The 26937-nt window shown below is 44.4% G+C and carries 23 protein-coding genes; 8 read left to right on the forward strand and 15 right to left on the reverse strand.

What is annotated here, in order from left to right:
- Nucleotides 1-17 precede the first annotated feature (17 nt).
- Both CC90_RS0113500 and CC90_RS0113505 read right to left on the reverse strand, forming a co-directional pair.
- On the reverse strand, nt 18-857 hold the full coding sequence (locus CC90_RS0113500) for a hypothetical protein (protein ID WP_031391299.1): 840 nt from the start codon (nt 855-857) through the stop codon (nt 18-20).
- Nucleotides 826-1407 (reverse strand): RNA polymerase sigma factor, encoded by a 582-nt coding sequence (locus CC90_RS0113505; RefSeq protein ID WP_031391300.1) that lies wholly within the window; start codon nt 1405-1407, stop codon nt 826-828. Before CC90_RS0113505 ends, CC90_RS0113500 begins: the two co-directional genes overlap by 32 nt.
- A gap of 342 nt (nt 1408-1749) precedes the next feature.
- On the opposite strand from CC90_RS0113505, the gene CC90_RS0113510 reads away from it, so the two are divergent.
- On the forward strand, nt 1750-2523 hold the full coding sequence (locus tag CC90_RS0113510; RefSeq protein WP_051869578.1) for a GNAT family N-acetyltransferase: 774 nt from the start codon (nt 1750-1752) through the stop codon (nt 2521-2523).
- Here CC90_RS0113510 and mfd read toward each other — a convergent pair.
- The 5 genes from mfd to CC90_RS0113535 all read right to left on the reverse strand — a co-directional run bounded on the left by mfd (nt 2520) and on the right by CC90_RS0113535 (nt 9630).
- A complete protein-coding gene (gene mfd / locus CC90_RS0113515; RefSeq protein ID WP_031391302.1) occupies nt 2520-6065 on the reverse strand; it encodes a transcription-repair coupling factor in 3546 nt (1181 codons plus the stop codon). The two genes, CC90_RS0113510 and mfd, sit on opposite strands and share 4 nt — an antisense overlap.
- Nucleotides 6066-6120: 55 nt before the next feature.
- Nucleotides 6121-6696 carry an aminoacyl-tRNA hydrolase gene (gene pth / locus CC90_RS0113520; RefSeq protein ID WP_031391303.1) on the reverse strand — a complete coding sequence of 192 codons (576 nt, stop codon included), beginning with the start codon at nt 6694-6696 and terminating at the stop codon, nt 6121-6123.
- Nucleotides 6697-6928: 232 nt separating this feature from the next.
- Nucleotides 6929-7204, reverse strand: coding sequence for a septation regulator SpoVG (gene spoVG, locus CC90_RS0113525; RefSeq protein WP_031391304.1), 276 nt, complete (start codon nt 7202-7204; stop codon nt 6929-6931).
- A 36-nt stretch (nt 7205-7240) separates the two neighbouring features.
- Nucleotides 7241-8359, reverse strand: a complete 1119-nt coding sequence (glgD, locus tag CC90_RS0113530) for a glucose-1-phosphate adenylyltransferase subunit GlgD (RefSeq protein WP_031391305.1) — start codon at nt 8357-8359, stop codon at nt 7241-7243.
- Nucleotides 8356-9630 (reverse strand): glucose-1-phosphate adenylyltransferase, encoded by a 1275-nt coding sequence (locus CC90_RS0113535; protein ID WP_031391306.1) that lies wholly within the window; start codon nt 9628-9630, stop codon nt 8356-8358. The genes glgD and CC90_RS0113535 overlap by 4 nt, the downstream gene beginning before the upstream one ends.
- A 406-nt stretch (nt 9631-10036) precedes the next feature.
- On the opposite strand from CC90_RS0113535, the gene murC reads away from it, so the two are divergent.
- The 6 genes from murC to CC90_RS0113565 all read left to right on the forward strand — a co-directional run bounded on the left by murC (nt 10037) and on the right by CC90_RS0113565 (nt 17403).
- Nucleotides 10037-11416 (forward strand): UDP-N-acetylmuramate--L-alanine ligase, encoded by a 1380-nt coding sequence (gene murC / locus CC90_RS0113540; protein ID WP_031391307.1) that lies wholly within the window; start codon nt 10037-10039, stop codon nt 11414-11416.
- A 468-nt stretch (nt 11417-11884) separates the two neighbouring features.
- Nucleotides 11885-12982, forward strand: a complete 1098-nt coding sequence (locus CC90_RS0113545; RefSeq protein WP_031391308.1) for a DnaD domain protein — start codon at nt 11885-11887, stop codon at nt 12980-12982.
- Nucleotides 12983-12999: 17 nt separating this feature from the next.
- Nucleotides 13000-13968 (forward strand): ATP-binding protein, encoded by a 969-nt coding sequence (locus CC90_RS0113550; RefSeq protein ID WP_031391309.1) that lies wholly within the window; start codon nt 13000-13002, stop codon nt 13966-13968.
- Nucleotides 13969-14000: 32 nt separating this feature from the next.
- Nucleotides 14001-15191, forward strand: a complete 1191-nt coding sequence (locus CC90_RS0113555; RefSeq protein ID WP_031391310.1) for a ribose-phosphate pyrophosphokinase — start codon at nt 14001-14003, stop codon at nt 15189-15191.
- A 225-nt stretch (nt 15192-15416) separates the two neighbouring features.
- Entirely contained in the window at nt 15417-16769 is a 1353-nt protein-coding gene (locus CC90_RS0113560) for an MATE family efflux transporter (protein ID WP_157837553.1), read from the forward strand.
- Nucleotides 16770-16920: 151 nt separating this feature from the next.
- Nucleotides 16921-17403, forward strand: coding sequence for a QueT transporter family protein (locus CC90_RS0113565; RefSeq protein ID WP_031391312.1), 483 nt, complete (start codon nt 16921-16923; stop codon nt 17401-17403).
- A 115-nt stretch (nt 17404-17518) separates the two neighbouring features.
- On the opposite strand, the gene CC90_RS0113570 is transcribed toward CC90_RS0113565, so the two are convergent.
- The 5 genes from CC90_RS0113570 to CC90_RS0113590 form a co-directional block, all read right to left on the reverse strand.
- The gene (locus tag CC90_RS0113570; RefSeq protein ID WP_031391313.1) at nt 17519-18487 is read right to left on the reverse strand and encodes a DUF4097 family beta strand repeat-containing protein; all 969 of its coding nucleotides are present in this window, start codon (nt 18485-18487) and stop codon (nt 17519-17521) included.
- 2 nt (nt 18488-18489) lie between these two features.
- The gene (locus CC90_RS0113575; protein WP_051869583.1) at nt 18490-19293 is read right to left on the reverse strand and encodes a helix-turn-helix domain-containing protein; all 804 of its coding nucleotides are present in this window, start codon (nt 19291-19293) and stop codon (nt 18490-18492) included.
- Between the two features lie 162 nt (nt 19294-19455).
- Complete coding sequence (locus tag CC90_RS0113580) at nt 19456-22008, reverse strand: hypothetical protein (RefSeq protein ID WP_031391315.1); 2553 nt, start codon at nt 22006-22008, stop codon at nt 19456-19458.
- Nucleotides 22009-22104: 96 nt separating this feature from the next.
- Nucleotides 22105-23238: a class I SAM-dependent methyltransferase gene (locus tag CC90_RS0113585; protein ID WP_031391316.1), complete on the reverse strand. Its 1134-nt coding sequence runs from the start codon at nt 23236-23238 to the stop codon at nt 22105-22107.
- Nucleotides 23239-23377: 139 nt separating this feature from the next.
- Nucleotides 23378-23770 (reverse strand): hypothetical protein, encoded by a 393-nt coding sequence (locus tag CC90_RS0113590; RefSeq protein WP_031391317.1) that lies wholly within the window; start codon nt 23768-23770, stop codon nt 23378-23380.
- Nucleotides 23771-23959: 189 nt separating this feature from the next.
- On the opposite strand from CC90_RS0113590, the gene CC90_RS0113600 reads away from it, so the two are divergent.
- Nucleotides 23960-24436, forward strand: a complete 477-nt coding sequence (locus CC90_RS0113600; RefSeq protein ID WP_031391318.1) for a DUF402 domain-containing protein — start codon at nt 23960-23962, stop codon at nt 24434-24436.
- Between the two features lie 128 nt (nt 24437-24564).
- Here the strand turns inward: CC90_RS0113600 and CC90_RS0113605 are convergent, their stop codons facing one another.
- Genes CC90_RS0113605 through upp form a run of 3 tightly spaced genes read right to left on the reverse strand, consistent with a single transcriptional unit; the run spans nt 24565 to nt 26931 of the window.
- Complete coding sequence (locus tag CC90_RS0113605; protein WP_031391319.1) at nt 24565-25737, reverse strand: cell wall hydrolase; 1173 nt, start codon at nt 25735-25737, stop codon at nt 24565-24567.
- A 41-nt stretch (nt 25738-25778) separates the two neighbouring features.
- The gene (locus CC90_RS0113610) at nt 25779-26264 is read right to left on the reverse strand and encodes a deoxycytidylate deaminase (protein ID WP_031391320.1); all 486 of its coding nucleotides are present in this window, start codon (nt 26262-26264) and stop codon (nt 25779-25781) included.
- Nucleotides 26265-26301: 37 nt separating this feature from the next.
- Nucleotides 26302-26931, reverse strand: a complete 630-nt coding sequence (gene upp / locus CC90_RS0113615; RefSeq protein ID WP_031391321.1) for a uracil phosphoribosyltransferase — start codon at nt 26929-26931, stop codon at nt 26302-26304.
- Between the last annotated feature and the right edge of the window lie 6 nt (nt 26932-26937).

Here is a 26937-nt window from a genome sequence, read left to right on the forward strand (position 1 = left end):
TTAAAAGCTTCTTCCGGTTAATATTTTACTCCGCTTTCGATTATCTCTCCTGCCATGCCAAGCATCTCGTCCGCAGCAAGAGCAAGGTCGAAGCCACCCAGATTATACACGATTCCGTCCTTCACCCATCCTACAGAATAAGCTTCCTTTATTTCCACATCGGAAGTACCATAAGAAATCTCCACAGCGCCGCTTTCCAACGCCTTTTGGTCCTCATCAGTCAGTTCATAATCGGGGGGAACAAATTTGTACGTAGTCTTGTTAAAAATCATGATAACATCGCCGTACTGCATCGTTTTATCAGCCGCAGAAATATTAAATGCCGTTTCTGGGGCTTCGCCGGCAAATAGCTTACATGCGGAAAGCCAAATCCTTTCAGCTCCCGGTTTTTCATAATAGATATAAATTTCCTTTTGCTCTTGCTCTTTTTGTCCCGCCTCATTTTGTAGCGAAACATCAGATATATCTATGCTCTTCATTTTGTAGCCGTTTTCAAAGACCTCCACCGCATCTATCCGGTAGCCTGCTTTCTCTTCCGCCTTTCCCAAATCCTCAAACTTCGTATAATCCGGTATTGCAGAGCCATGACTCACATAAGATTTTATTCCGCTTCCTGCAATCGATGCCGTTCCCAACACAAGACATGCTGCCGCCACTCCTATTGCCATCTTCTTCATACTGAACCTCTTCATAGAAATAGTCCTTCCTTTCTCTTCTTTAAAAAGCCGGCTGTCGATTTGCCGCTTCAAGCTTTCGGAGGCACTTATCCGTCCGCTCATTTCATAAAGGGTTTCCTTCAATATTTCATCCTTTTCATCCCAATCTTTATGAATCATACAATCCTTTTTGCTTTTCATACTCTTTGCCTCCTTCCTCCTGCTCTTTCAATACTCCTTTTAGCTTTTTTCTCGCATTGTGCAGTCTGGATTTTACGGTTCCCTGCGTGCATCCCAGCACCTTTGCAATCTCTCCTGCGGACAGCTCGTTGTAATAATACAGAACAATTACTGTCCGATGTTTGATGTCTAAGCTCTGTACCGCATCGCTTATCATTTTTTCCGTCTCGTTTCTCACAAGCTTATCCAGAGAGGTGACTCCGTCCGTGGCCTCCGCCTGCATGCCGATATCTTCGTCAGGAATTTCCCTGCCGCGTTTCTTGGTCTGTCTATATGCCGTTCGGTACAATATTTGAAAAAGCCAAGGCCGAAAACCCTCGTCCTTTTTTAATTCACCGATATGCAGATAGCATTTTACAAACGTCTCCTGTACGATGTCCTCGGCATCATTCCTATTGCCGCTCACCAGATATGCCATGCGCAAAAGTATATTTTTATATTTTTCATACAGCGCGTCAAAGGCCGCCTTATCTCCGCCTTTTAGCTGCTGCACCAGTTTTAATTCTTCCACGACCTTGGACTCCTTCCTCTTCCTTCCGATACGTATCTGACTATGAGAGTACTCTTTTATGAAAAAGGTTCATTTTCTGGTTACTGTTCACTCCGTTCTCAGTAACGCATGATTTCTGCATTTAAATTCGCTTCGCGAAGCAGAAATCATCTCTTGCATCACGTTCTTACGTAGCTTAACAGCAAGTGTTAAGCTACTGTGTGAACAGTAACATTTTCTGATCAATCTATTTTTATTTTAGCATAATTACACTTGCACTGAACTTCGTTCTTTGTTACACTTTTTACCAAATCATTCATATGGAAACAGAAAATCGCCGTGTAATATAAAAGGAGGATGTACATGTACGAAGTATCGAGTAAGGATATGTCTAAAATCGCACCGCTTTTTCAAAACGCCTCTCACACCATTATTTGGTCCTGCCTTCAAGGGTACATGGGGAGAGCATGGACCGATGACCTGGAGCATCCTTCCAGCGCCCAAATCGTCGTGGGCGATTTCTGCTTTTTTGCAGGTGCCCCTGACCGTGAGCTGGCAGCTAATATCCATGTGGATTCGCCTTCGGGCCTTCTGCTCCTCATTCCTGAAAGCCCGGGCTGGGGAGTCCTTATCGAAGAAACTTATCCAGAAAGTTTTGAGCGCTTTATGCGTTATTCCATAAAAAAAGAACCGGAAGCATTTCATAAAGAAACACTTTCCGGCAATATTGCAGATCTTCCCGACGGATATTCTCTTCACCGGATTGATGAAGCAATCTACCGCCGCCTCCTGAAGCTGGATCAGCTTCGTGACTTATGTTCTGTATTCAGCAGCTATAAAGCCTATGAAAGACATGGTCTGGGATTTGTCGTTATGTGCGAAGACACCATCGTTTCCGGAGCCTCCTCCTATACCGTCTATGATAAGGGTATCGAAATTGAGGTGGATACGCTCCCCGAATACCGCAGAAAGGGTCTCGCTTTCATCTGCGCTTCCCGTCTGATCTTGGAATGCCTGGAGAAAGGGCTTTATCCAAGCTGGGATGCTATGAACAAAGAGTCCGTAACGCTGGCAGAGAGGCTTGGATATCATCTGGGTGATGAGTATGTCACATACATTGTAATAGAAAAATCTTAATCCAAAACGGTACTTTCCTCAAGCAAAATTTCGTTCATATCCGCGAGAAGCTCCTCAGTCAGCGTAAGCAGGTTTTCTGCATCCTTCTCTACCACTGCGCATTTCTTGTAACGGAAGAGGAAGAACGGAACTCCTTTGGCGTTAAAAGTAAGCTTAGAATATTTTTTTAAAAGGGCGGGGATATTCTCCGCCTTAATTTTCGCATCAGCGTTCAGTAAAAAGCGTATCTCTCCATTCTGTCCCCGTACCTCCGGCATGTAAAGCTTATGGGCATTTACACGCACAAGGGCGATTCTAAGGAGGTTATCCACAGATTTCGGAATTTCTCCGAAACGATCCAACAATTCCTCCTTCATATCATCACTTTCTCCCCTGTTGTCGATACCAGCAATCCGCTTATAGATATCCAGCTTCTGGAACTCATTCACGATATAAGACGGCGGAATAAATGCATCCACATCCAAATCTACGGAAGTATTGAAATCCTCCTGCGTTTTCATTCCTTTCAGGTTCTTTACCGCCTCATTCAGCATTTTGCAATACAAATCATATCCTACCGCCTGCATATGTCCATGCTGCTTCGAGCCAAGCAGATTGCCCGCACCGCGGATTTCCAAATCTCTCATGGCTATCTTAAAGCCGCTGCCCAAATCTGTAAATTCTTTAATGGCAGCCAGACGTTTTTCGGCAATTTCCTTCAGCATCTTATCCCGCTTATACATCAAAAATGCATAGGCGGTACGGTTAGAACGGCCTACCCGGCCTCTGAGCTGATAAAGCTGGGAAAGCCCCATATTGTCGGAGTCGTGTATAATCATCGTATTTACATTGGAGATGTCCAGACCGGTCTCTATGATGGTCGTCGAAACCAATACGTCGATTTCCCCTCCAATAAAGTCATACATAATCTTTTCCAGCTCGTGCTCTTTCATCTGCCCGTGAGCGAAAGCAACGTTCGCCTCCGGCACGAGTTCGGCGATACCCGAAGCAACATCAGCAATATTATTCACCCGATTATAGACATAATAAACCTGACCGTCTCTGGAAAGCTCCCTGACGATTGCTTCTCTTACCATTTCCTCGTTATATTCCAAGACATAGGTCTGAATCGGAAGGCGATCCTCCGGCGCTTCTTCCAGCACGCTCATATCACGGATACCGATAAGGCTCATATGAAGGGTTCTCGGTATGGGCGTTGCCGTAAGGGTGAGCACATCCACATTTTCCTTCATCTTTTTTATTTTTTCTTTATGGGCCACGCCAAAACGCTGTTCCTCATCGATGATGAGAAGACCCAGATCCTTGAAAACAACATCTTTAGAAAGCACCCGGTGGGTGCCGATAACAATATCCACAAGACCTTTTCGCAAATCCTCTGCCGTTTTCTTCTGCTCCGTCGATGTCCGAAAACGGGAAAGCAGATCCACGCGCACCGGAAAGTCCTTCATTCTCTGTACAAACGTGTTGTAATGCTGCTGCGCCAAAATGGTGGTAGGCACCAGGTATACGACCTGCTTACCTTCCTGAACCGCTTTGAATGCCGCACGAATGGCAATTTCCGTCTTGCCGTAGCCGACGTCGCCGCAAATAAGGCGATCCATGATCTTCGTGCTTTCCATATCCTTCTTTGTGGCTGCGATGGCTGTCATCTGATCCTCCGTCTCCTCATACGGAAACATCTCTTCAAACTCCTGCTGCCATACCGTATCTTTCCCGTAAATAAAGCCTTCTTTCTGCTGCCTTACCGCATACAGCTCCACAAGGTCTTTTGCCACTTCGTTTACCGCCCCTTTTACCTTGCTCTTCGTCCGGCTCCATTCCTGCGTACCCAGCTTATTGAGTTTCGGCCTTTTGGCATCCGCCGAGGCGTATTTCTGGATTACGTCAAGACCGGTGGCGAGTATATAGAGATTACCGCCGTCCCTGTATTCTATTTTGATATAGTCTTTGACTACTTTTTCTACTTCGACCTTTTCGATTCCCTTATAAATGCCAAGTCCGTGATTTTCATGAACTACGTAATCACCCACCTTAAGGTCATTGAAGCCGTTGATTTTCTGGCCTTCATATTTTTTGACCTTCCGCTTTTTCTTCTTTTCCGCACCAAAAATATCGCTCTCCGAAATAACGACGAACTTTATCAGAGGATATTCGAAGCCCTTCTGTGCGCGGCCGTAAAAAGTCATTACTTCTCCGGGCTGTATTTCCCGGAAAGAATCATCGCTGTAAAAGCTGGTCAGCTCCTCGTTTCTTAAGTCCTCCGCCAGACGCTTCGCTCTTGTTCGTGAACCAGATAAAAGAAGAACCCGGTATCCGCTCTTTTTATAGCGCTTCAAGTCCTTAAGCAAGGCTTCGAAGCTGTTATTATAGGAAGCGACGCTTTTAGCTCCGATATCGAATTTCTTATCCGCTTTGAAGAGAGAATTCTTCAAATCCATCGCCGCCAAGGTCACCGCCCTGTTCTTCGCCATTCTGGCCGCCACTTCTTCCGAGCCGAACAGGATATCTGCCTGGCCGGGCAAAGCGTACCCCTTTTCCATCCGGTGCATCATACTTTCCCTGAATTCCAGCTCTACCGCATCCGCATGCTCCTTTACCCGTGCTGGCTCATCGATGAAAATGCAGCTCTTATCCTTATCGAAGAGCTCCATAAAAGAAACCGTTTCCGGATAGAAATAGCGTATGTAGCTTTCCAGATTTGCAGCTTCCTTAAATTCAAGAATCTGCTCCTTCAGTTCTTTAATCTGAGAAGTAATGCGATGTGCTTCCTCGGTTTTAAACTCCTTTCGGAATCTGTCACCGCATTTTTTAGCCTCCGCTTCTATCCGCTCTATTCCTTTTTTCATTTCCTCGGCGGTAAGAACCATTTCCGTAGCCGGATAAATGCAGATAGACTGCAGCTTTTCAATGGAACGCTGGCTTAAAATGTCGAAGCTTCGGATAGATTCCACTTCTTCTCCCCATAGTTCGATTCGGTAAGGATTCTCTTCCGTCAAATCAAAAATATCTACAATGCCGCCGCGAATGGAGAACTGTCCCGGCGCCTCCACCTGATAATTCTTCTCATATCCCATTTCCACAAGCTTCCCGGCGAGCTCTCTTTCATTTACAGAGGCCTGGCAGTCTATACGGATTACATTTTTCTCCAAAACGGACAGGGGCACTTGAGGCGTCATAAAGCTGTCGAAGGTAGTCACCACCGTAAGCGGCCTTCCTTCGATCACTCTTCTAAGTGCCTTTATTCTTTCTGTAACGATCTGGTTTCCGTGAATATCCGCCTGATAAAAAATCAGATCCTTTGCCGGATACATTGTGACATTCTTGTCATATAATTTGCAATCCTCATATATCGCCTTCGCCCTCAGGTCGTTATAGGTAACAATGATCTTATATTTAAAGCCCTCGCTTAGCCCATACGCCATATGAAGTTTCTGCGAATCCACACATCCTATCAGCGACACAGCTGCCTGCGGCTTACTAAGGAGCTTTGTAATTTCTTCGAATTCACCCAGCTCGTACAAGGGTGCGGTAAATGTCCTCATCTAAATATTCCTCTCCTGGTTGTTTTATAATTCCTTGCAGCAATCGCCGATACATTTATAACGATACTTTGCGGTTGAATTCATTCATAGCGGTATCAGTTCCATCCGTCAGCATAATTTCCAACGCTTTTACCGCCTTGTCCAGCGCCTCATCCACGGCCGCCTTTTCCTCTTTATTGAAGTGTCCCAACACCCAGTCAGCAAGGTCATAGTTTTTCGGCTTCTCTCCCACGCCTATGCGTATCCGCTGAAAATTATCGTGTCCCAACTGCTTTATAATGTTCTTCAATCCATTATGCCCTCCGGCGCTGCCTTTCTTTCTGACGCGTATCTGCCCCGGTTCCAGACTGATGTCATCCGAAATGACAATCAAATCGCTCTCCGCTTCCGCCTTATAATAATCGATGACAGGGCGGATGCTTTCTCCGCTTAGGTTCATGAATGTAAGGGGCTTTACTAAAACTACCTTCTGACCTCCCACATAGCCCTTTCCAATCATCGACCTGTGCTTCAATTCAGCTACACTAATATTATATTTGTCCGCAAGGGCATCTATCACATCGAAACCCACATTATGCCTTGTATTTTCATATTCTTTTCCCGGATTTCCCAGGCCAGCAATAATATACATCTTTATACCCATCTGCGCGTTGCGGCGCGCACTCAAATCAATAGTTGAATACGCATTTTTATTCAACCTTATTTCTACTATTGTCCGTTAACGCTTACACATCATTTTAACCTTAAACCTTCTACATTTCAACAAAGTGTTTTCTGATAGTCGAAATAAGAAACGGGAATGCCCATTTAGAGCATTCCCGTTTCTTCGCATGTTTTTCTTCGTTTTTATTTCTGTTTTTATCCTATTCTTCTTCATCCGGCTCTAAAAGTGCCTTTTCATAGCTCTCCAGTATCGTCGCCTGAATCCGCTCCCTTGTGCTCGAATTGATTGGATGGGCGATATCCCTGTATTCTCCATCCGTCGCTTTTTTACTCGGCATTGCTATAAAAAGTCCCTTCTCGCCTTCAATTACCTTGATATCATGAACTACGAACTCTTCGTCCAAGGTAATCGATACAATTGCCTTCATCTTTCCTTCCTTCGTGATCTTACGCACTCTTACGTCTGTAATATCCATGTCGTTTGTCCCCCTTGGCTAATCATAGGTTTATCGCTATATGACATACCTGTCATTATGCTCTATCACAACTTTAATACCTTCCTCGCCCTTATGGTAGGAATTGGCCCTGATGGTATTCCTACTCTCCACTATGCAGTTTTCGATATGGGTGTTGTCCCCGATATAAACATCGTTCAGAATAATGGAATTCTTTATGTAACAATTATTTCCAATGTATGTCTTTTTAAAGATAACGGAATCCTCCACCGTACCATTTACGATGCTTCCGCTGGAAATCAAGCTGTTTTTTACATTTGCTCCCACATTATATTTCGCAGGCGGCAAATCATCCACCTTGGAATATACGTCAGGATACTGCCTGAAGAAATAGTCTCTGATCTCAGGCTTCAGAAAATCCATATTCGTGTCGAAGTAGTCCTGAACTGTCGCTATATTACTCCAGTAAGACTTGATCTTGTAGCCGTATATCCTCTTCATATTCTTATAACGGATGAGAATATCTTTTACAAAATCATATCGGTCTTCCTCCATGCCCTTTTCTATCATCTCAATGAGCTGGCGCCTTCTTACTATATAAATACCACAGGAAACGGTATTGGATCTGGCAACTATAGGCTTCTCTTCAAATTCCTCGATACGGCTCTCTTCATTCATCTTAATGACGCCGTACCTTCCCGCATCCATATCTACCGGCATGTCCTTGCATACAACCGTAATATCCGCCTTCTTGTCGATATGATATTCCAGCACCTTGTTATAATCTATCTTATAGATTCCGTCACCGGAAGCAATTACTACATACGGCTCATGACTGTTCTTTAAAAAGGTGAGGTTCTGGGCAATAGCGTCCGCCGTTCCCCTGTACCAAAAGTTGCTCTCTGCCGTAACCGCCGGCGTAAAAACGAATAATCCTCCCTGCTTACGTCCGAAATCCCACCATTTGGAAGAACTTAAGTGCTCGTTCAGGCTTCTGGCATTGTACTGCGTAAATACCGCAACCTTCTGAATATGCGAATTGGACATATTGCTAAGAGCAAAGTCGATGCTTCGGTAGCTTCCCGCAATGGGCATCGCGCATACTGCGCGCTTCTGGGATAGCTCTTTCATTCTGTGATTGTTGCCGCCTGCTAAAATAATACCAATCGCTCTCAATGTTCTTCACCCGCCTTTATCAATGTTCTGCCGCTTAAAAGATTTGCTTGTTCGTAGTCCTCCAGCGTCGTGGATCCAAAGATTACGGTATTCTTTCCTATCGTCACGCCTTCAGGAATTACGCTCTTCTCCCCCACCGTAACCATTCCTTCATTGTAGATGTGCGGATCCGTCTCGTTAGCCACCTCATCGCCGATTCCCATCTTTACATTATTCCCGATATCTGCATTCTCCGCGATAATTGCTTTGTTCAGTTCACAGTTCGAACCGATATGGGTCTCGTTCATGATGATGGAATCCCTCACCACAGTACCCTTCTCGATAGTAACACCGCAGCCGATTACCGAATTGTAAATCTCCCCGTGAATATCCGAGCCTTCTCCGATGATGCTCTTCTCAATTACACTCTCGGAGGATATATACTGAGGAGGCAATATAGTGCTTCTCGTATATATTTTCCAATATTCTTCATACAGGTTGAACTCAGGAACGATGTTAATGAGCTCCATATTGGCTTCCCAGTAAGAGCTAAGCGTTCCTACATCCTTCCAATAACCGTTAAATTCATATGCGTACAGCGGCGAACCCTTCTTATGGCAATATGGAATGATATGCTTGCCAAAATCCAGCGCCGGCTGTTCCGAATTCATAATCAGGGAGTCCTTCAGAACCTTCCAGCTAAATATGTAAATCCCCATAGAAGCCAGATTACTTCGCGGATGTTCGGGTTTTTCCTCAAAATCCGTTATCTGTTTCTTGTCGTCGGTAATCATGATACCGAACCGCTTCGCTTCCTCCAGGGGCACCGGCATGACCGCAATCGTTACCTCGGCGTTGTTCTCCTTATGGAAGTCTAACATTACCTCGTAATCCATCTTATAAATATGGTCTCCGGAAAGTATCAGCACATAGTCGGGATTATAGCTATCGATATAATCGATATTCTGATAAATAGCGTTGGCCGTTCCTGTGTACCACTCGCTGTTGGCGCTCTTTTCATAAGGCGGAAGAACCGTCACACCGCCGATATTCCTGTCAAGGTCCCACGGAATACCTATTCCTATGTGCGTATTCAGCCTAAGAGGCTGATACTGGGTCAATACTCCCACCGTATCCACACCGGAGTTAATACAATTGCTGAGAGGGAAATCAATAATTCTATATTTTCCCCCGAAGGCTACCGCCGGTTTTGCCACCTTCGATGTCAAAACGCCCAGACGGCTTCCTTGTCCCCCAGCTAACAACATGGCAATCATTTCTTTTTTAATCATGTCATCACCTCTTATTAGTCTTACCTGTTAGTCACACTTAAGTAATTACTATATTGTGTTTTAGATTATACCATATTATACTAAGAAAGTGAATATTTTTTACAAAATACTTTTCGATTTACGGCATTTTTTATGTAAATTTTTTACAATATTTTTATCTTTAAAGAAAATTATTTGTATATTTTTTATATCTTTTTGGAATTTTCTGCGTACTATGCAGTCACTTTTAGTCAAAATGTGCCGTATTACGGGGCTTGTTTCCTTCTATGACAATTTCCGACTCAAATTGCTATTGGTTTTTTCCGGCTATGTGAGTATAATATAGTATGCGTATCGTCCGAAGGAAAAAACATGTTGTCACCCCGGGCAGTACAGTATAAGCAAAAAAAGAACAGGAAGTGCGGTTATGTATAACATTGATTTTCAACACCCTATTCACATATACTTCATCGGCATCGGAGGCATCAGCATGAGCGGTCTCGCTGAGATTCTTCTGACGGAGGATTTCAAAGTGTCCGGCTCGGATATGAGGCAGTCTCCTTTGACCGAAGCCTTGAAGGAGAAGGGGGCGGTTGTCCATTACGGACAAAGGGCAGAGAATCTGACCTCCGATATCGACCTCATCGTGTACACCAGTGCCATCCATCCCGATAATCCCGAGTTCGTCACCATGAAGGAAATGGGTATTCCCCATCTGTCAAGAGCCGAGCTCCTCGGTCAGATGATGAAAAATTACAAGCTTCCCATCGCCGTCAGCGGCACCCATGGCAAGACTACCACCACTTCCATGATATCGGAGATTCTCCTCGAGAATGACTGTGACCCTACGCTTTCCATCGGCGGCATCTTCAAGACCATAGGAGGCAATATCCGGGTAGGCAAGTCCGAATACTTCGTAACGGAGGCATGTGAATACACCAATAGCTTCTTAAGCTTTTTTCCGAAGATCGGAATTATACTTAATATAGAAGAAGATCATCTCGACTTCTTTAAAGATATTCACGATATACGCACTTCATTCCATAAATTTGCCAAGCTTCTGCCAGCGGATGGGACTCTTATCATTAACGGAGACATAGATAATTACGAAGAAATCACGGAAGGGCTGCTTTGTCAGGTCGTTACCTGCGGCTCCACTCCCGATTGTGATTACAGCTATACCAATCTGCATTTTGACGAGCTGGCCCATGCATCCTTTATGCTGAACCGGAGAAACGGTTTATCCGAAGCCTTTTCCCTTATGGTTCCCGGGGAACATAATGTGCATAATGCCATGGCTGCCATCGCCCTCGCCGATGTCCTCGGCATCGGCAGCGAGACTGTGAAAAAGGCTCTTCTGCACTTTTCGGGCACCGACAGGCGTTTTGAATATAAGGGCAAAAAAGACGGCGTTACCATCATCGATGATTATGCTCATCACCCTACGGAAATTACTGCGACCTTGAAGGCTGCCCAAAATTATCCTCACAATACATTGTGGTGTGTTTTCCAGCCTCACACATATACGCGGACGAAATCCTTCTTAAAAGAATTTGCAGCCGCACTCTCTCTGGCAGACAAGGTAGTCCTTTCCGATATATATGCGGCCAGGGAGACGGATAATCTCGGTATCAGCTCGGCCAATCTTCAGTCGGAAATAAATAAGCTGGGAGCTGAATGCTTCTATCTTTCTTCTTTTGAAGAAATTGAGAATTTTTTATCAGAGAGCTGTGTTAAAAATGACTTGTTGATAACTATGGGGGCTGGGGATATCGTAAAAGTGGGAGAAAATCTTCTAAAAAAATAGCTATCCACAATATCCACAATTTTAAGGGCCCTATGCTTTTTAAAATTTGTGGATATTTCAGCTTTTTGACCCTTTGGGAAAGTACCCCCCGTAACCCCTGATTTTTACATGAACTTTACATATCCTTATCCATCGTATATCCTTTTTTGAACTATAATTATCCACATTATCCACATCGTCCACATTTCTGGAAAATGGCGTATTTACGGCGTTTTCTGGCAAATTGACTATTTATTTTTGAGAAGGGTTATGTTATAATTCAACTTGCTTTGAAATGAGTATAGTAATATAATGGTTACTATTCACACAGCAGCTTAACATTTACTGTTAAGCTGCGTAAGAACGTGATTCAAGGGATGATTTCCGGCTTCGCAGAGCGAATTTACATGCAGAAATTCTGCATTGCAGAAATCATGCGTTGCTGAGAACTGAGTGAACAGTAACATATAATGAAAATGGGTGAGATAAATGGGGCGTTTAACAATTTATAAGGACAACTATGTGGATGCAACGGCTGTATCCAATATTTTTATTGACGAATATATGACGGATGCTAACGATGCACAGCTTAAAATATACATTTATCTTATCCGCATGATGAATGCCAATCTGTCTTTCAGTCTGTCCGATATTGCGGACAAATTTAACCATACGGAAAAAGACGTGATGCGTGCGCTCAAATATTGGGAGAAGAATCATCTTCTTTCCTTAGAATACGACGAATCCAAAAATTTGATCGGCATTCATCTTCTTGATTTGAGCCGCCAGATAAACGGACGTTCTATGCCTGCTGCTCCGGTAACGGCGCGGGTTGCCAAGGAGTCCGTTTCTCCCCCTATAGAAACCGCTTCAGAGCCGGCCTCCGCTCCGGAAGATAAGCAAACGGACGAAGAACCATATGAAAAGCCGTCCTATTCCTTAGACCAGTTAAAAGAGTTTAAATCGAAAGAAGAAACCTCGCAATTATTATTTATCGTGGAACAATACATAGGAAAGACCTTATCTCCCTCCGAAGTGAGAACTATATTTTTTATTTCGGATAAGCTCGCTTTCTCCGTGGACTTAATCGATTACCTGGTTCAGTATTGCGTAGAACGCGGGAAGAAGGACTTCCGTTACATAGAAAAAGTGGCTGTCAGTTGGGCACAGTCAGGAATTACCAATCCAAAGGATGCGGAAAAGTATGCTTACAAATATGATAAATCCGTTTACGACATTATGAATTCTTTGGGTAAGAATACCTCTCCCACTTCCAAAGAAGCGGATTACATCCGGCGCTGGACGAAGGAGCTTGGCTTTGAAATGGATGTGATTCGCGTTGCCTGTGAGCGTACTGTTATGGGAACGGATAAACATCGTTTCGAATATGCCGATACTATTCTAAAGAGCTGGAACGATGCGGGTGTCCATCATCTTTCCGATATTGCCAAGGAGGATGAGAAATTCCTGCGCGGCAAAACTTCCCGCACACTGCCCAAGTCCGTTTCGAACAATGCCTTTAATCAGTTCAAGCAGCACGACTATGACTTCGAGACGCTGGAAAAGGAACTCTTAAAAATCCGATAACTTAAGGAGACTTCGCTGTGACGTTAAATAATGTTCAATATAATTTCATTATTCGCACATATGAGGAAAAGCAGGACAAGAACCGGCATTTGTTAGAGAAGCGCCGCGCCTACATTTATGAGCATGTGGACGGCTACAAGGAGCTTGATGACTCCATAGCCTCCATTTCCGTAGAACATGGAAAAAAGCTTTTGAGCGGTGATAACTCGGCCCTCGATGATTTAAAAGTAATTATTAAGAACTTTTCTGAAAGCAAGACAAATCTTTTGGTCTCTTCCGGCTATCCTTCCGATTATCTGGAGCCGGTTTACGACTGCCCCGACTGCAAGGATACCGGATACATAGACGGACAGAAATGTCATTGTTTCCGCCAGTTCGAAATTTCCATGCTTTATGAGCAGTCTCACATCAGCAAGATGCTGCAGCACGAGAATTTCTCCAATCTTTCTTATGAGTATTATAAGGACGACGACCTCGTGCTTTTTACGGACGCCGTAAATACATGCAAGAAATTTATAGAAAATTTTAATTCCATCTATCAAAATTTATTCTTTTATGGTACAGTAGGGTCTGGCAAGTCATTTTTGTCCGGCTGCGTCGCAAAAGAGCTGATTGAAAAGGGCCGTTCCGTTCTTTATTTCAGTTCCTCTTCCTTTTTCGAGACCTTATCACAGCTTTCTTACGGATTCAGGAATAAGAATGGGTTAGGTGAGGCATACGACGACATTTACGACTGCGATTTGTTAATCATCGATGATCTGGGTGCAGAGGTTGTGGGCAACTATACTTCTTCCCAGCTCTTTTCTTGTCTGAACGAGCGACATATCCGGCACAAGGATACGGTTATCTCTACTAACCTTTCGTTGGAGGAACTGCGCGTGCGCTACTCCGACAGAATATTTTCGAGGATTACCAGCAACTATACATTATGTAAATTATCCGGGCCGGATATCCGAATATATAAAAAACTAAACAGAGCAAATTAAGTACCTGCGCAGCAGAAAGTGAGGATTTTTTCATGGCAAAGCGTGAAGAAAAAAGAAATCTTGAGACCATTCCCGTCGGTTCTCTGGGCATTATTCCTTTGGAAGGATGTAAATCTTTGGGGGAAAAAGTTGATTACTATCTTGTAAATTGGAGAACGGAGAGAGAAAGCGAACACAAAGATTCTCTTGCATTTGCAGGTTATCAGCGTAAATCTTATATTCTTGGCGCGAAGGTTCCCCGCTTCGGCACCGGTGAAGCAAAGGGAATTATCATGGAATCCGTTCGCGGAACCGACCTTTATATCCTTGTTGATGTGGCGAACTACAGCCTCACATACTCTTTATGCGGACATCCGAATCACATGTCCCCTGACGATCACTATCAGGATTTGAAACGAATTATCGCTGCAGTAGGCGGCAAGGCGAGAAGGATTACAGTCATCATGCCTTTTCTATATGAGAGCAGACAGCACAAGAGAAGCACGAGAGAGTCTTTGGACTGTGCGCTGGCTCTTCAGGAAATGGTTGCCATGGGCGTAGACAATATCATTACCTTCGATGCACACGATCCGCGGGTACAGAACGCAATACCTCTTCATGGCTTTGAGACAGTACAGCCCACCTATCAGTTCATCAAGGGACTTCTCCGGCATGTGCAAGGCCTGACTTTGGATTCCGACCATATGATGGCTATCAGTCCCGACGAAGGCGGCATGGGACGTGCAATTTATATGGCCAATGTACTCGGTCTGGATATGGGTATGTTTTATAAGAGACGCGATTACACGAGGGTCGTAGACGGCAGAAATCCGATTGTAGCCCACGAGTTCCTCGGAACCAGCGTAGAAGGCAAGGATATGATCATCATCGACGATATGATTTCTTCCGGCGAAAGTGCCCTCGAGGTAGCGGCTGAACTCAAGAAGAGAAAAGCGGGCCGGGTATTTATCTGCGCAACTTTCGGTCTCTTTACCGGCGGCCTCTCCGGTTTCGACAAGGCCTTTGAGGACAAGATCATCGACAAAGTACTCACCACCAACTTAATCTACCAGACACCGGAGCTGCTTTCCAGAGAATGGTACATTAACTGCGATATGAGCAAGTATATCGCATATCTTATCGATACTTTGAACCACGACGCCTCTATCAGCGATTTGTTAGATCCTAATGAGCGTATTCAAAGCGTTGTGGCAAAATATAAGAACGGCGAACTGGAAGACTAGCGTGCCGTCCGTCAAGATATCAAGCGGTCCGCACACTGATTTATAAAGACGAAGTGTTTTATTATCCATATGGTTTGAACGACTATCCGTTTAAACCATATGGATAAAAATTTGCGCTTGCGGCAGGAAGTCCGCAGGATATGAGAAAGGCATAATTATTTTATGAAACTGCACTCCGCACATAAAATTTCACTTATCCGGTCCGGTTCAAGGGCCGATTTATTTTTGAGCAAACAACTTGGAAGCAATCAATTCTCCTATGGGGAACTATTTTCCATGCTGCTTCCGCTTATTCTTGATCAGTTTTTTATTAATATCATCGGACTGCTTACAACGGCTATGATAAGTTCGTCCAGTCAGGAATCCGTATCCGCAGTCAGCCTCGTATCCCCCTTGAATATGATGGCCTATTCCATCTTTAATGCCATAGCCGCCGGAGGCACCGTAGTCGTTGCACAGTACAAAGGACGGGGAGAAACAGAGAAGATACGTACTGCTGCAGGACAGGTAATGTTTGCCACCTCCCTGGTAGCTACTGTTTTATGCACTCTTTTAATTATTTTTTCAAACCCGTTAGTATATACCTTATTTGGAGCAGCAGACCCTGTCGTTAAGGAAAAGGCCTGCAACTACCTCATCGGGGTATCTCTTTCCATGATTTTTCATTCCTTTTATATGGGATCCTTTGCCGTTTTACGAGGGTTGGGGGAGACGAAGACCTGTCTGCGCCTTACGATGCTCATCAATCTAATCCATCTGTTCGCCAGCATGCTCTTTATTAACGGCTTTCATATGGATATTATGGGAACGGTCCTTTCCTTAAACATTGCCAGACTTATCGGCGGCGGCTTTGCGGTCTTTTTATTGGTGCGCCCCAAAAGTATATTCAGGATTTATACGAAGGATATTTTCCACATTAATTCTTCTATGTTAAGATCCGTCTTTAAAATAGGCGTTCCTTTCGCTTTGGAGCAGGTATTCTTTAACGGAGGAGGCATGCTCGTTCAGACTTATATCGTCTTTCTCGGTACGATCAGCGTTGCAGCCAACGCTATCGCAAGCTCCGCTTTTTCTATCCTGTATTCCAGCGGAATGGCGATAAGTACCCTTGCCATCACCGTAGTAGGCCAGTGTATCGGCGCCGGAGATAAGGAGCTGGCAAAGCGTTACGGAGCGAAGCTGGTATGGTTAGGTACCTTTATCATCACCTTATCCTTAGTGGTGTTCATGCCTCTCATGCCCTTTATATTGAGGCTGTATCAAGCGCCGGAGGAGACACTTTCCTTAATATATAACCTGCTTTGGATTGCGGCCATTCCCATGCCCCTCTTCTGGTCGGCATCCAATATTCTGCCTTGCGTCTTTCGCTCCGCGGGCGATGCCAATTACAGCTCCATCTCCTCTCTCATTACCATGTGGGTCGTCAGAGTCGGACTGGGCTATCTCTTCGCTCTTCCCCTGGGCCTCGGCGTGCAGGGCGTGTGGATCTGCATGGGAATCGAGTGGGCAGTACGGACGGTTATTTATTATCTTCGCTACCGCTCGGGAGCGTGGCTGACGAAGAATACCATAGATTAGCTTACTCCATGAATTTCATCCAGGACCTTGAATTTTACTCATACCTATGATACACTTATCGGGTTGCAAAATTTTCCCGGTCAGTTCGAAACCTTCCTGACCGACCCGTTCATAAAGCGGGAAAAAAACAAAACTAAAGGAGACAAATTACATGAACAAGAAAGTATTACTAATGGTCCAAGCGGCGATGATTGCCGCTATTTATGTTGTGCTCACTTTTGCAGCCAACGCCTTTGGCCTCGCCAACTACGCGGTGCAGGTCCGTTTCTCGGAAGCTCTTACGATTCTTCCCTTTTTCACTCCCGCAGCAATACCCGGATTATTTATCGGCTGTCTGCTCAGCAACATACTGACAGGATGCGCCCTGCCCGATATTATATTCGGAAGTCTCGCCACCCTGCTTGGCGCGTTTCTCACTTATAAGCTTCGCCGCTACAAGTGGCTGGCACCGGTTCCGCCCATCGTCACGAACATGATCGTGGTTCCGCCAGTGCTGCTTTACGCTTATGGCATACGCCCCTTATGGTTTTCTGTAGTTACCGTTACTGCCGGGGAAATTATTTCTTGCGGCATCTTAGGAATGCTTCTGCTATTTTCCTTGGAGAAATACAAAGACCGTATTTTCAATCAATAAACCGGACAAAAACATATAAGTTCTACCCTATTACACAAACAAAAGTGTGCTTCGTATACTCTTGCAGCCGAGTACTTCGATAGCACACTTTTGTTCTTTTCTATCGCCTGCCGATCTAGCGGAACTTTATCTCCGTATTACCGCTTGAGGCTCTGGTTCTTATCGATGTTATTACATTTTCCCCATAGGTTCCGCTTGCTGTATTGCCTTTCTTGTTATAAAAGACATACTCGTCAAAGTCAGTATCTATGACTCCGCTGCTCGCTTCCGCTTCAAAGGAAAAAGCGCTGTTCTTAGGGATATCCAGCCTGATATTGCCGCTGCTCACTTCTGCTCCTACCGTTTCACCCAAGCTGATTAATTCTGCTTTGATGTTCCCGCTGTGAGTTGAGGCCTTAAAATTTCCGGAAGCTCCTTCTACCGTAATGTTTCCACTGGAAGCAGAGGCGTAAGTGTCTCCCGCTCCGGAAGATACTACAATATTTCCGCTGGAGGCAGTTAACGTTCTTTCTCCTTGCGCCTTACCGAAGGAGATGTTCCCGCTGGAAGTCTCTGCAGTAATTTTCTCTGCTTCAATTTCTTTACAGGTAATATTTCCACTTTTTACATTTGCATAGAACTCCTTAAAGCTCCAGGCCGGGTCCGACGTGATATTTCCGCTGGAAGCCGTGACATTTACACTTCCGCCGAAGACTTCAGGCAAATATATTTCTATTCTCTCCCTGCCCGTCAAAAAACTCAGAAAATAGATATCATTCATCCTCTCGTTCTTCTTAACATATAGGGTATTTCCTTCCACTTCCATCCTCGTATGGTCTTTTCCGCCATCGTGAAGATATTCCTTTATAACGATTTTATCCGCCTCTCCTTTTAAGAAGATAATGTTTTCTGAACTGTACGAAATATCTATATTTTCAATACCATTCGCCGCAAATTCCTCTGTATTCTTCAAGCTTACCATTCCGAATCCTCCTATAAAATGGAGAGAACCGTAATTATAGTGTCTTGCATAGCTTGCAGACGCCGCACAGATTACGATTGCCCCGCATAAAAATATGATGAAACCTATCCACGTTCTTTTCATATTTATTCCTCCGTATCTTCGTCCGAATACGGGGAACGATATTCTTCATATTCCTGTTCCTTCCTAAGACCTTGCATATACGATACAAAAGGATAGTAGATTGGAATCGTCAAAAAGATTACCCAAGCCGGATGCCAGGCGTTCGCAAAGAAGCCCGCGCAAAGGAATAACAGCGTAGCTAATACCGGGTAAGCAAAAAAATGCATATTTTCATTTTTTATCGCCGAGACGAAGCTGTGCCACAGCGGAATCAGAAGGAACAGCATCCACGCCGGATGCCATGCGTTAAAAAACGTTCCCGCCAGAATATAAAGCAGCACAATAATCAGGGTAAATGGGAAATGATGGTGATGGCTGAACCATTCCTTATCATATTTCTGCCCATTTACATAAACTCCTCTTTTGTCGATATGAACGTTATCTCTGCTCTTTTTGTCGTCCACATGTATGCCGTCCCAGCCTACATGCACTTCACTTCCGTCCTTATCTTTTACATGCACTCCGCCGAAGCCCACGTGAACATATTCATCATCATCGCTGGATGGAGGTACTTCCCCGGAATCCGAAATCCCCTGCGCTTCCTCTTTGGAAAGGGGAATCTCATCCTCTGTTTTTAAAAGCTCATCTAAAGATACTCCATACAGCCTCGCCAGTAATATCAGATTATCCGTGTCCGGCGAAGCCTCCGCCCTTTCCCACTTGCTAACAGCCTGCCTGCTGATTCCAAGTTTTTCAGCCAAGGCTTCCTGCGACAAGTTATTGTTTTTTCGCAGATTCACTAACCGATTTGCAATTTCAATATTCATAATACTTTCTCCTTTTCTTAATGCAAAAACCCTCTATGGGAATTTTCACATTGGGAACTTTCTTAATTTAATTATAGAAATTGCCCCCCGGTTGCACTACCAATTCTAGTTTGAATGGACGCAACCATCGGTTGCGAACAGCTAAAACACGCTGTTTTTTCATTATTCTCCCCTAACATAAGTGATAAAGCGATTTCCATTTTCTTCGAACATTTGCTTCGAGTCATTTATACCCTTTTTGTAAATTGTACCGGTAAGCGGATCCATCAATACTGTATTGAGCTCGTTGAAGCCCACGATCAAAACTGCGCTTCCGTCGTTTAAGGTGGCGAGCACCGGTATGTCCTTATTGGTATAATACAATATAGCATCCAGAGTGCACCCTGTTAAATCCAGAACCTGAACTCCCTCCAAATTGCTCTTCATAATATCCAGTATATTTTCCCCTCGGTTTAATAAATACTCCGAATTACGCATTACGCCTTCATATTGGAGAATCGTATCCAGGCATACGGCAAGGCTGTTCTTTTCCTCGGTAATCGCTGCCTCTTTGATCGCCATAATCTGGTTCTTCACGCTTCTATTGCCCTTGATCCAAATATAATCGCCCTTTTCATTTACTACGATACCGGAAAGCTCATAGGCCAGATTGACTGCATTTCCTTCGTCGGTGAAGATTCCTTCCACTCCGCCCTTTCCATATACAAAATATCGGGAAGCTTCCGCTTCGCTTTCTTCCAGAGCGATTTCCCTTCCGCCCTCGAATAACACTTCCTTTGGCGTCAGCCTCTTTAAGGTCTTCGTATTGATATTGCTCTTTACGACTATCTGCACTATTTTTTCAAATTTATCCGTAGGAATGAATTCCACCGTATTACTTCCGGCGGTCTCTATTTTGGTATTTACGATCTGGTCGTTGGAAATCTCCGTATAAACTCCGGTTTCCTCATTTTTCTCCAAACGCAGAAGGCTGATTTGATTGCCCTGAATCTCGCTTCCGACCACATAGATTCCCGTCTGCCTATAAGTCTTAAGCACTTCACCGCTCTCGTTTTGTATCTTAATATTATACATAGGAAACAATATGCTTCCGGTGCTGTCCTGAACCACATCTGAGCTTTTAGCAAGTCCATATATCAAATCCTCGCCCATAAAACCCAGAGGTGCGATGTATTCCTCCGCTGCTCCGGATTCTTCTCCCGAAGCTATTTCTATCTTTTCCTTTGTGTTCAGATTCATGAGTATCAGCTTTTTGCTGGCGTATTGGTCCCCTCCTGTCTGCCATACCACCATCCGGTTAGAGTCCGATACCTTATAACTGCCTTCTATCAGACCGGAAACCATGACCTCGCAAGTACAATCCTCAAGATTCACCGCATAAATGGAGCCCGCATGCATAAAGAAGAAAATTGCCGACTTATTAATATAGGAAAGCTGCTCCAGCTCCGCCTTCAGTATTTCATAGGAACCCGCACTTGGTATATAGGCCAGCTCTTCAATCGTATTTAAGAGCCCGCTGAAATGATATACGGATATGCCGACCTCTCCCTCGTGCTTTCCGCGGTTCATATATCCGTAGACAATGAATTGAACATTTCCCGCCTCATCCACATTGAGTATTTTTATTTCATGCTTCTCCCAAGTGGTCCTCTCATCGTCGTAATTTCCGTCATAAAAGCTGAACAGAAGGGAAAGCTTATTGTCAGGCACATTATAGCAGTACAATCTGTTCCCATCGGTAAACGCGGCTACGTTTCCGCCGTCGCTCTCTGCCAAATCGATGTCCTCAAGCTGGATTATTCCGAGGTCGATCTTGTTATTGCTGTAAGCATCTGTTTTTTCATCAAAAATCTGATTCATCGTCCTCTCGAAGTCCAGCAGATAAATCCGGTCAGAGGTATAACGTATCCTGTAGAATTCTTTGATCTGATAAATCTTCGTTTGCCTGCCGTCTTCTATGGATACAAGGTAATTCAGTTCCAAAGCACCGGTCTGGGATGCCAGTTCCTTTATTGTTATATCGGGCTCCGTTAATTTATTTACGGATAAATCTCCCCATGTAACTTGATGGAAGCTGCTGTGTATCGTTACCTTGCTGTAGGTCGTATTGTCTCCGTCAGAATTGGACTCCAGATATTTGGTCAGCTCCTTAGCCGCCTCCTTATCAAAGGTTTTCCTATGAAAGTCCAGCACATAGTCCACCTTTTCGTCCGCAAAATAATTTTCGGTCTGGATAATTCTTGTGTAATAATAAATCGTCCTCCCATTGCTGTCGGTAAGAAGCAGCACGAGCATATATTCCGTATTCTCTTCAATCAAATCCTTTATGGAAAATTCCGCCTCTATGGTTTCTTCCGTTTCCTTATATTCGGTAAGCCGGGTATTCTCCACCAGCCTCTCCCCATCGATGCTTCGCACCTCAAAGGACAGTCCTTCTATCGTCTCTCCGTATTTATCCACGGCAATATTTACTTTTCTCCCTTGTCCCAGAGGCGTTATACTATCCCTTTGGTAACTGCATTCCATGCTTTCCTTATATCCGTGCAGGCTGTTTACCTCTCTGCCGCCTACCACCATGTGGATAACCGGATAGGTCGCCGGTCCCATTTCCATCGTCATCTCGGTATTGCCCTGGTTTACCACCGCACTGATAATAAAAAGAGCTATAAAAAACACAGCCGCCAGATATAAACATTTTATCGCTGTTTTCTTCATTTTCCATTCCTTATTCTCCCATAAGCAACGAGCTAAGCTGACTTGGCTTTGGTTTCTGCTCACAGGTCATTAACTTCATAATATAAATACGCGGTTTCACTGCATTAATTTCTGCAAGGTAGTTTCCACATTCATCATGCTTGTCATTTTTTTCACATTCGTTTCTCTGTGTTTCCCGGTTTTCTCTGTTCGTCTTATCCCACGTATTAAGATGTTCTTGGGCGTATGCTCCATATCTATGAATTCCAGTATCTGCACCTCATATCCATGTTCTTCCAAAATATTGGCGCGTACCGCATCGGTAAGAAGTGCTGCCATCCTCTCCTTAATCAGCCCGTACTTAAGAGCAGGTGTCAGCTCCTCACACATTATCTGCCCATTCACCTCGTGCTGGCAGCATGGAACAGACAGAATCACCTTCGCCTTCCATTCCACCGCCTTTGCCAGCGCATAGTCGGTTGCAGTATCACATGCGTGAAGGGTCACGACCATATCCACCTCCTGTGCCCCATCAAAGGTACTGATGTCTCCTTGCAAGAATCTCAAGCTCTCGTATCCATATTTTAAGGCGAGAGCATTGCAGCGTGAAATCACGTCCTTTTTCAGATCCAATCCTATAATCTGCACATCCAGTCCCTGCAATATCTTCAAATAATAATAGACAGCGAACGTAAGATAAGACTTCCCACAGCCGAAATCAATGATTTTAATCGTTCTTTCTCTAGGGAGTGTGGGCAGAATATCCTCAATAAATTCCAAAAAACGGTTAATCTGCTTAAATTTATCATATCTGGACTTCACTACCTTTCCGTCCGAGGTCTGTACGCCCAGATCCACAAGAAAAGGAACGGTCCTTCCCTCCTCCAGAATATATGTTTTCGTTCTATTATGGGACCAATCAATTTCTTTCTGTCCTGCCGCCATCTTCTTATTGATCGTTACTTTTCCTTTTTTACTTACGAGCACCGTTGCCTTTATTTTCTCTGTCTCTATCTCACATTGCCGGAAATTCTCTGACATATGTGTCATAATTTGAGCTATTAAGGCTTCCTTGTCGTAGTTCTCGTGAAATACCTGCGCTCCGATATAAGCTGTTTCCTGAAAATACAATTTATCCTTCAACATCACAGGGCGTACCTTCACCTTGCTCATTTTTTCCTTATCCGTCGGATTGCTTAAAATAATCTGGTACAGCCCTTCTCCGATTGCTTCCTGCAACAATTCTTCCATTTTTTATCCTTTTCCTGAACATCCGGAGCAAAAGTGTGCTTCACGAACTCTTGTAGCCAGATACTTCAACTGCACAATAATATAGTCATGACAATTTATGCCATGACTATATTTTACTGACTTTACTATAAAACTACAACTAAAACTTTAAAATACCGCTATGGCTTCGATTATGTCTTCTCTTATAAATCTCATAGCAGAGAATAACCTGCACCACATCAGAAATCGAATCCAGCTTCTCTTGCGCAACAAGCTCGCCTGCCTTTTCCTCTTCTTCCTGCCTTCTGATAACATCTAAAATATTCTGAGATAGTCTGTACATCTGCCACTTATCGGGATATTCGTCATAAATCATACTGCCTTCATAATCCAGCTTATCCAACATGCTGGCTACCACTTTCTGGTACCTTTTTGCCTCTATCGGATACATCTGCTGTAAGTACTCCAAATCTCTCATTGCCGTATCTTCTTCCTGATAATAAAGGGGCAGCGGATATGTCATATAAAAGGGCAAAATTCTTTGATTATACATGAGCAACGTCCTTCATAAAAAGATTATTTTTTATGTTATTATATGCGTTTTTCCCTTTTTTGACTTTCCCGCTTGACTTTTGTTTGAGGCAAGTGTAAGATTTGGACATATATACCTTTTACTACAAACCGCAACCAGCCGCGAGCTGCCATTCCCTTTTCTTCGCTTTGCGGCATTCCTGGAGGACGCATGACAAATCCTATTCTTTACCGTAAAAGAATCATGCCGGACGAGTGCATTTTACTTAAGGACGATATTATTGTCACATGTAACGATGAGGTAATCATTACCAAATGGAACGCTTTAAAGCCGAAAAAGGATCTGCATCACGGTTATTCCTGTTATTTTCTGAAACAGGGCTTCAAAGTAAGCAAGTTCTACCGTGAAGACGGTTCTCTCTTATATTGGTACTGCGATATTGTAGAATACATTTATGATGAAGCGAAGAATACTCTGACCTCCTTAGACTTGCTGGCCGATGTCATCATCTATCCCGATGGCTTTGTGAAGGTTGTGGATCTGGACGAACTGGTTATCGCTTTAGATAAAGAATTGGTGCAGAGCGATTTAGTAAAGAAATGTCTGTTTCGCCTAAATCATCTGCTTCAGATTATATATGCCGGAAAATTTTCCGCCTTACAGAAATATATCGAGGACATTTTGTAGTAGGTGCATTTTTCTATTACATAAAATAGGCACGACACTTGAACTGCCCCCCATAAGTTAGATTTTTTCGTCTAACTTATGAGGGGCAGCTCACTTTCAAAGAATTGTCATGCCTTTTATATGAAATCCTAATAAAACACATGTCCTCCAATGTTAATTCCACTCAACCCTTCGATGGGAGTGCGGAAGTACACGCAATTTCCAACATTGGTATTTCCCTTCATGGCATCGTCCGCAGCCTGATAGCAACTGGCAGTAGCCCTTCCCTCCGCCAGAGCGATTGCGAGCCGTCCGCTTGCTACAGGGGAAAACTGCCTTCCCTGATAGATGACTCCGACCACCGAGTCCGGATAGACAGAACTAAGTACACGGTTAATGACGACCGAGCCTACCGCAAGCTGTCCGGCATATCCCTCACCGCCGGCTTCACAGTAAATGAGATTCGCAAGAAGATACCTGTCTCCCTCGGCAAAGCCTACTTCGGAAATATCCCTCCATGCAGACTGCGCTGCCAACTGGGAGAGACGAATTTCTTCGGCAAGCTGTGCCTGGAGCTTGGAAATGTTTTCTTCCTGCTCCTTTATGCTTTGTTCATATGCCAGAGCCTCAGCTTCCGCCTGCGATATTTCATTTTTCTTTCCGGCAATACTTGTGGAAGTCTGACCTACCAGCCCCGATACGCGGCTTTTCTCCACTTCTACCTGGGCTTTATAGTCATCCAGTTCCTTCTTCTCTTCCTCCAACTGCTTCTCGGTCGCCTGGATCTGCTCCTTCGTCTCCGTATATTCCTGAAGCTTCTTCCTGTCGTAAGCAGAAAGCTGATCGATGTAATCGCTGCGATTTAAAAAATCAGAGAAATTCGCGGAAGCAAAAAGCATTTCCAACATGACATAATCCTGCGTTTCATAAATAAACTGGATTCTTTTTTTCATACTCTCATATTGGAGTTCCTCTGTGGCCTTTGCCTCTGCCAAGTCTTCCTGCGTCTGTTCTATCTCAGCTTCCTTATCGTCAATCTGCGTTTCCAGTTCCTCCAAGTTATTGCTGACCTCCTTCAACTGGCTGTTGAGTGTATTCAGCGCTCCTTGAAGCGAGTCCTTTTCCTGATTCAAATTCTGCAGATCTTCCTGCGTCTGGTTCAAGTCTTCCTGCGCCTGACTCTTCTGATTCTGCGCTTCCTGCAGCTTTTTCCTGGTAGCATCTGTCGCATATGCAGTGGTCGCAGTCGTCATGGGTATACACCCTGCCAGCAATACTGCGATGAGTACTGCCGCCATATTCTGTTTTCCTGTATGCTTCATTTATCCTACCCGCCTTGGCCCGGTGACCGAAAGGTCCCCCATTACATTTCCAGTTCTACTTTTCTGCCCGTCCTCTGGTACTGGTAATATCGCACCCCCGCTGCATCCAGCATCCGCTTGGAAGCTTTGGTCGTGGGCGTTTCCGCATATTTATCGCTGTCGTATACGATAGTCCGGATGCCCGACTGGATAATCGCCTTCGCACATTCATTGCAGGGAAAAAGCGACACATAAATCTTCGCCCCCTCCAAACTGCCGCCGCGGTAATTCAATATAGCGTTCAATTCGCTGTGCGTCACATAGGCGTATTTAGTATCATATACATCTCCTTCTCTGTCCCACGGAAATTCATCGTCCGAACAGCCTGCCGGAAAACCGTTATATCCCATGGATAAAATCTTATTATCCTCGCTGACAATGCACGCCCCAACCTGAGTACTGGGATCCTTTGATCTCATCCCGGAAAGCTTCGACACCCCCATAAAATACTCATCCCAAGAAATATAGTTTTTTCTCTTCATGTACATACCCCATGTCCGCTTTGGCGGACTCAAAAAATCATCCTTATTTGGTTCCGAATATCCTGTCCCCCGCATCCCCCAGACCTGGAACGATATATCCGTGATCGTTTAACTTCTCATCCAATGCTCCTACATACATATCTACATCCGGATGAGCTTTCTTCATCTTCTCGATTCCCTCAGGCGCTGCAATGATGCACATAAAATGGATGTTCTTGCAGCCCTTGTCCTTTAGCATCTGAATCGCCGCTACGGAGGAGCCACCTGTAGCCAGCATCGGATCCACTACGAACACTTCTCTTTCCGCGCAGTCTGCCGGAAGCTTACAGTAATATTCCACCGGATTTAAGGTTTCCGGATCCCTATATAGACCGATGTGCCCTACCTTTGCTGCCGGAATAAGAGTCAGCATACCATCCACCATTCCGAGTCCCGCGCGGAGAATAGGAACGATTGCCATCTTCTTGCCTTTTAACGCTTTTGCTGTAGCAGTGCAGATGGGTGTTTCTATTTTTACATCGGAAAGCTGCAAATCTCTTGTAGCCTCATAGCAGATTAACATGGCAATCTCACCAATTGTCTGTCTGAAATCCTTCGTACCAGTATCTTTTCTCCTGATATAACCGATTTTGTGCTGAATTAACGGGTGATCCATTATTACTACCTTTGCCATTGCAAT

Origin of the sequence: Kineothrix alysoides (genome assembly GCF_000732725.1) — a bacterium.
Classification (GTDB): domain Bacteria; phylum Bacillota; class Clostridia; order Lachnospirales; family Lachnospiraceae; genus Kineothrix; species Kineothrix alysoides.

What these genes read in the sequence shown, in the direction of transcription:
- CC90_RS0113500 (WP_031391299.1), bottom strand. Translation starts at nt 857, where the DNA reads ATGAAAAGCAAAAAGGATTGTATGATTCATAAAGATTGGGATGAAAAG.
- CC90_RS0113510 (WP_051869578.1), top strand. Translation starts at nt 1,750, where the DNA reads ATGTACGAAGTATCGAGTAAGGATATGTCTAAAATCGCACCGCTTTTT.
- mfd (WP_031391302.1), bottom strand. Translation starts at nt 6,065, where the DNA reads ATGAGGACATTTACCGCACCCTTGTACGAGCTGGGTGAATTCGAAGAA.
- pth (WP_031391303.1), bottom strand. Translation starts at nt 6,696, where the DNA reads ATGTATATTATTGCTGGCCTGGGAAATCCGGGAAAAGAATATGAAAAT.
- spoVG (WP_031391304.1), bottom strand. Translation starts at nt 7,204, where the DNA reads ATGGATATTACAGACGTAAGAGTGCGTAAGATCACGAAGGAAGGAAAG.
- CC90_RS0113535 (WP_031391306.1), bottom strand. Translation starts at nt 9,630, where the DNA reads ATGATTAAAAAAGAAATGATTGCCATGTTGTTAGCTGGGGGACAAGGA.
- murC (WP_031391307.1), top strand. Translation starts at nt 10,037, where the DNA reads ATGTATAACATTGATTTTCAACACCCTATTCACATATACTTCATCGGC.
- CC90_RS0113545 (WP_031391308.1), top strand. Translation starts at nt 11,885, where the DNA reads ATGGGGCGTTTAACAATTTATAAGGACAACTATGTGGATGCAACGGCT.
- CC90_RS0113555 (WP_031391310.1), top strand. Translation starts at nt 14,001, where the DNA reads ATGGCAAAGCGTGAAGAAAAAAGAAATCTTGAGACCATTCCCGTCGGT.
- CC90_RS0113565 (WP_031391312.1), top strand. Translation starts at nt 16,921, where the DNA reads ATGAACAAGAAAGTATTACTAATGGTCCAAGCGGCGATGATTGCCGCT.
- CC90_RS0113570 (WP_031391313.1), bottom strand. Translation starts at nt 18,487, where the DNA reads ATGAAAAGAACGTGGATAGGTTTCATCATATTTTTATGCGGGGCAATC.
- CC90_RS0113575 (WP_051869583.1), bottom strand. Translation starts at nt 19,293, where the DNA reads ATGAATATTGAAATTGCAAATCGGTTAGTGAATCTGCGAAAAAACAAT.
- CC90_RS0113580 (WP_031391315.1), bottom strand. Translation starts at nt 22,008, where the DNA reads ATGAAGAAAACAGCGATAAAATGTTTATATCTGGCGGCTGTGTTTTTT.
- CC90_RS0113585 (WP_031391316.1), bottom strand. Translation starts at nt 23,238, where the DNA reads ATGGAAGAATTGTTGCAGGAAGCAATCGGAGAAGGGCTGTACCAGATT.
- CC90_RS0113590 (WP_031391317.1), bottom strand. Translation starts at nt 23,770, where the DNA reads ATGTATAATCAAAGAATTTTGCCCTTTTATATGACATATCCGCTGCCC.
- CC90_RS0113600 (WP_031391318.1), top strand. Translation starts at nt 23,960, where the DNA reads ATGACAAATCCTATTCTTTACCGTAAAAGAATCATGCCGGACGAGTGC.
- CC90_RS0113605 (WP_031391319.1), bottom strand. Translation starts at nt 25,737, where the DNA reads ATGAAGCATACAGGAAAACAGAATATGGCGGCAGTACTCATCGCAGTA.
- CC90_RS0113610 (WP_031391320.1), bottom strand. Translation starts at nt 26,264, where the DNA reads ATGTACATGAAGAGAAAAAACTATATTTCTTGGGATGAGTATTTTATG.
- upp (WP_031391321.1), bottom strand. Translation starts at nt 26,931, where the DNA reads ATGGCAAAGGTAGTAATAATGGATCACCCGTTAATTCAGCACAAAATC.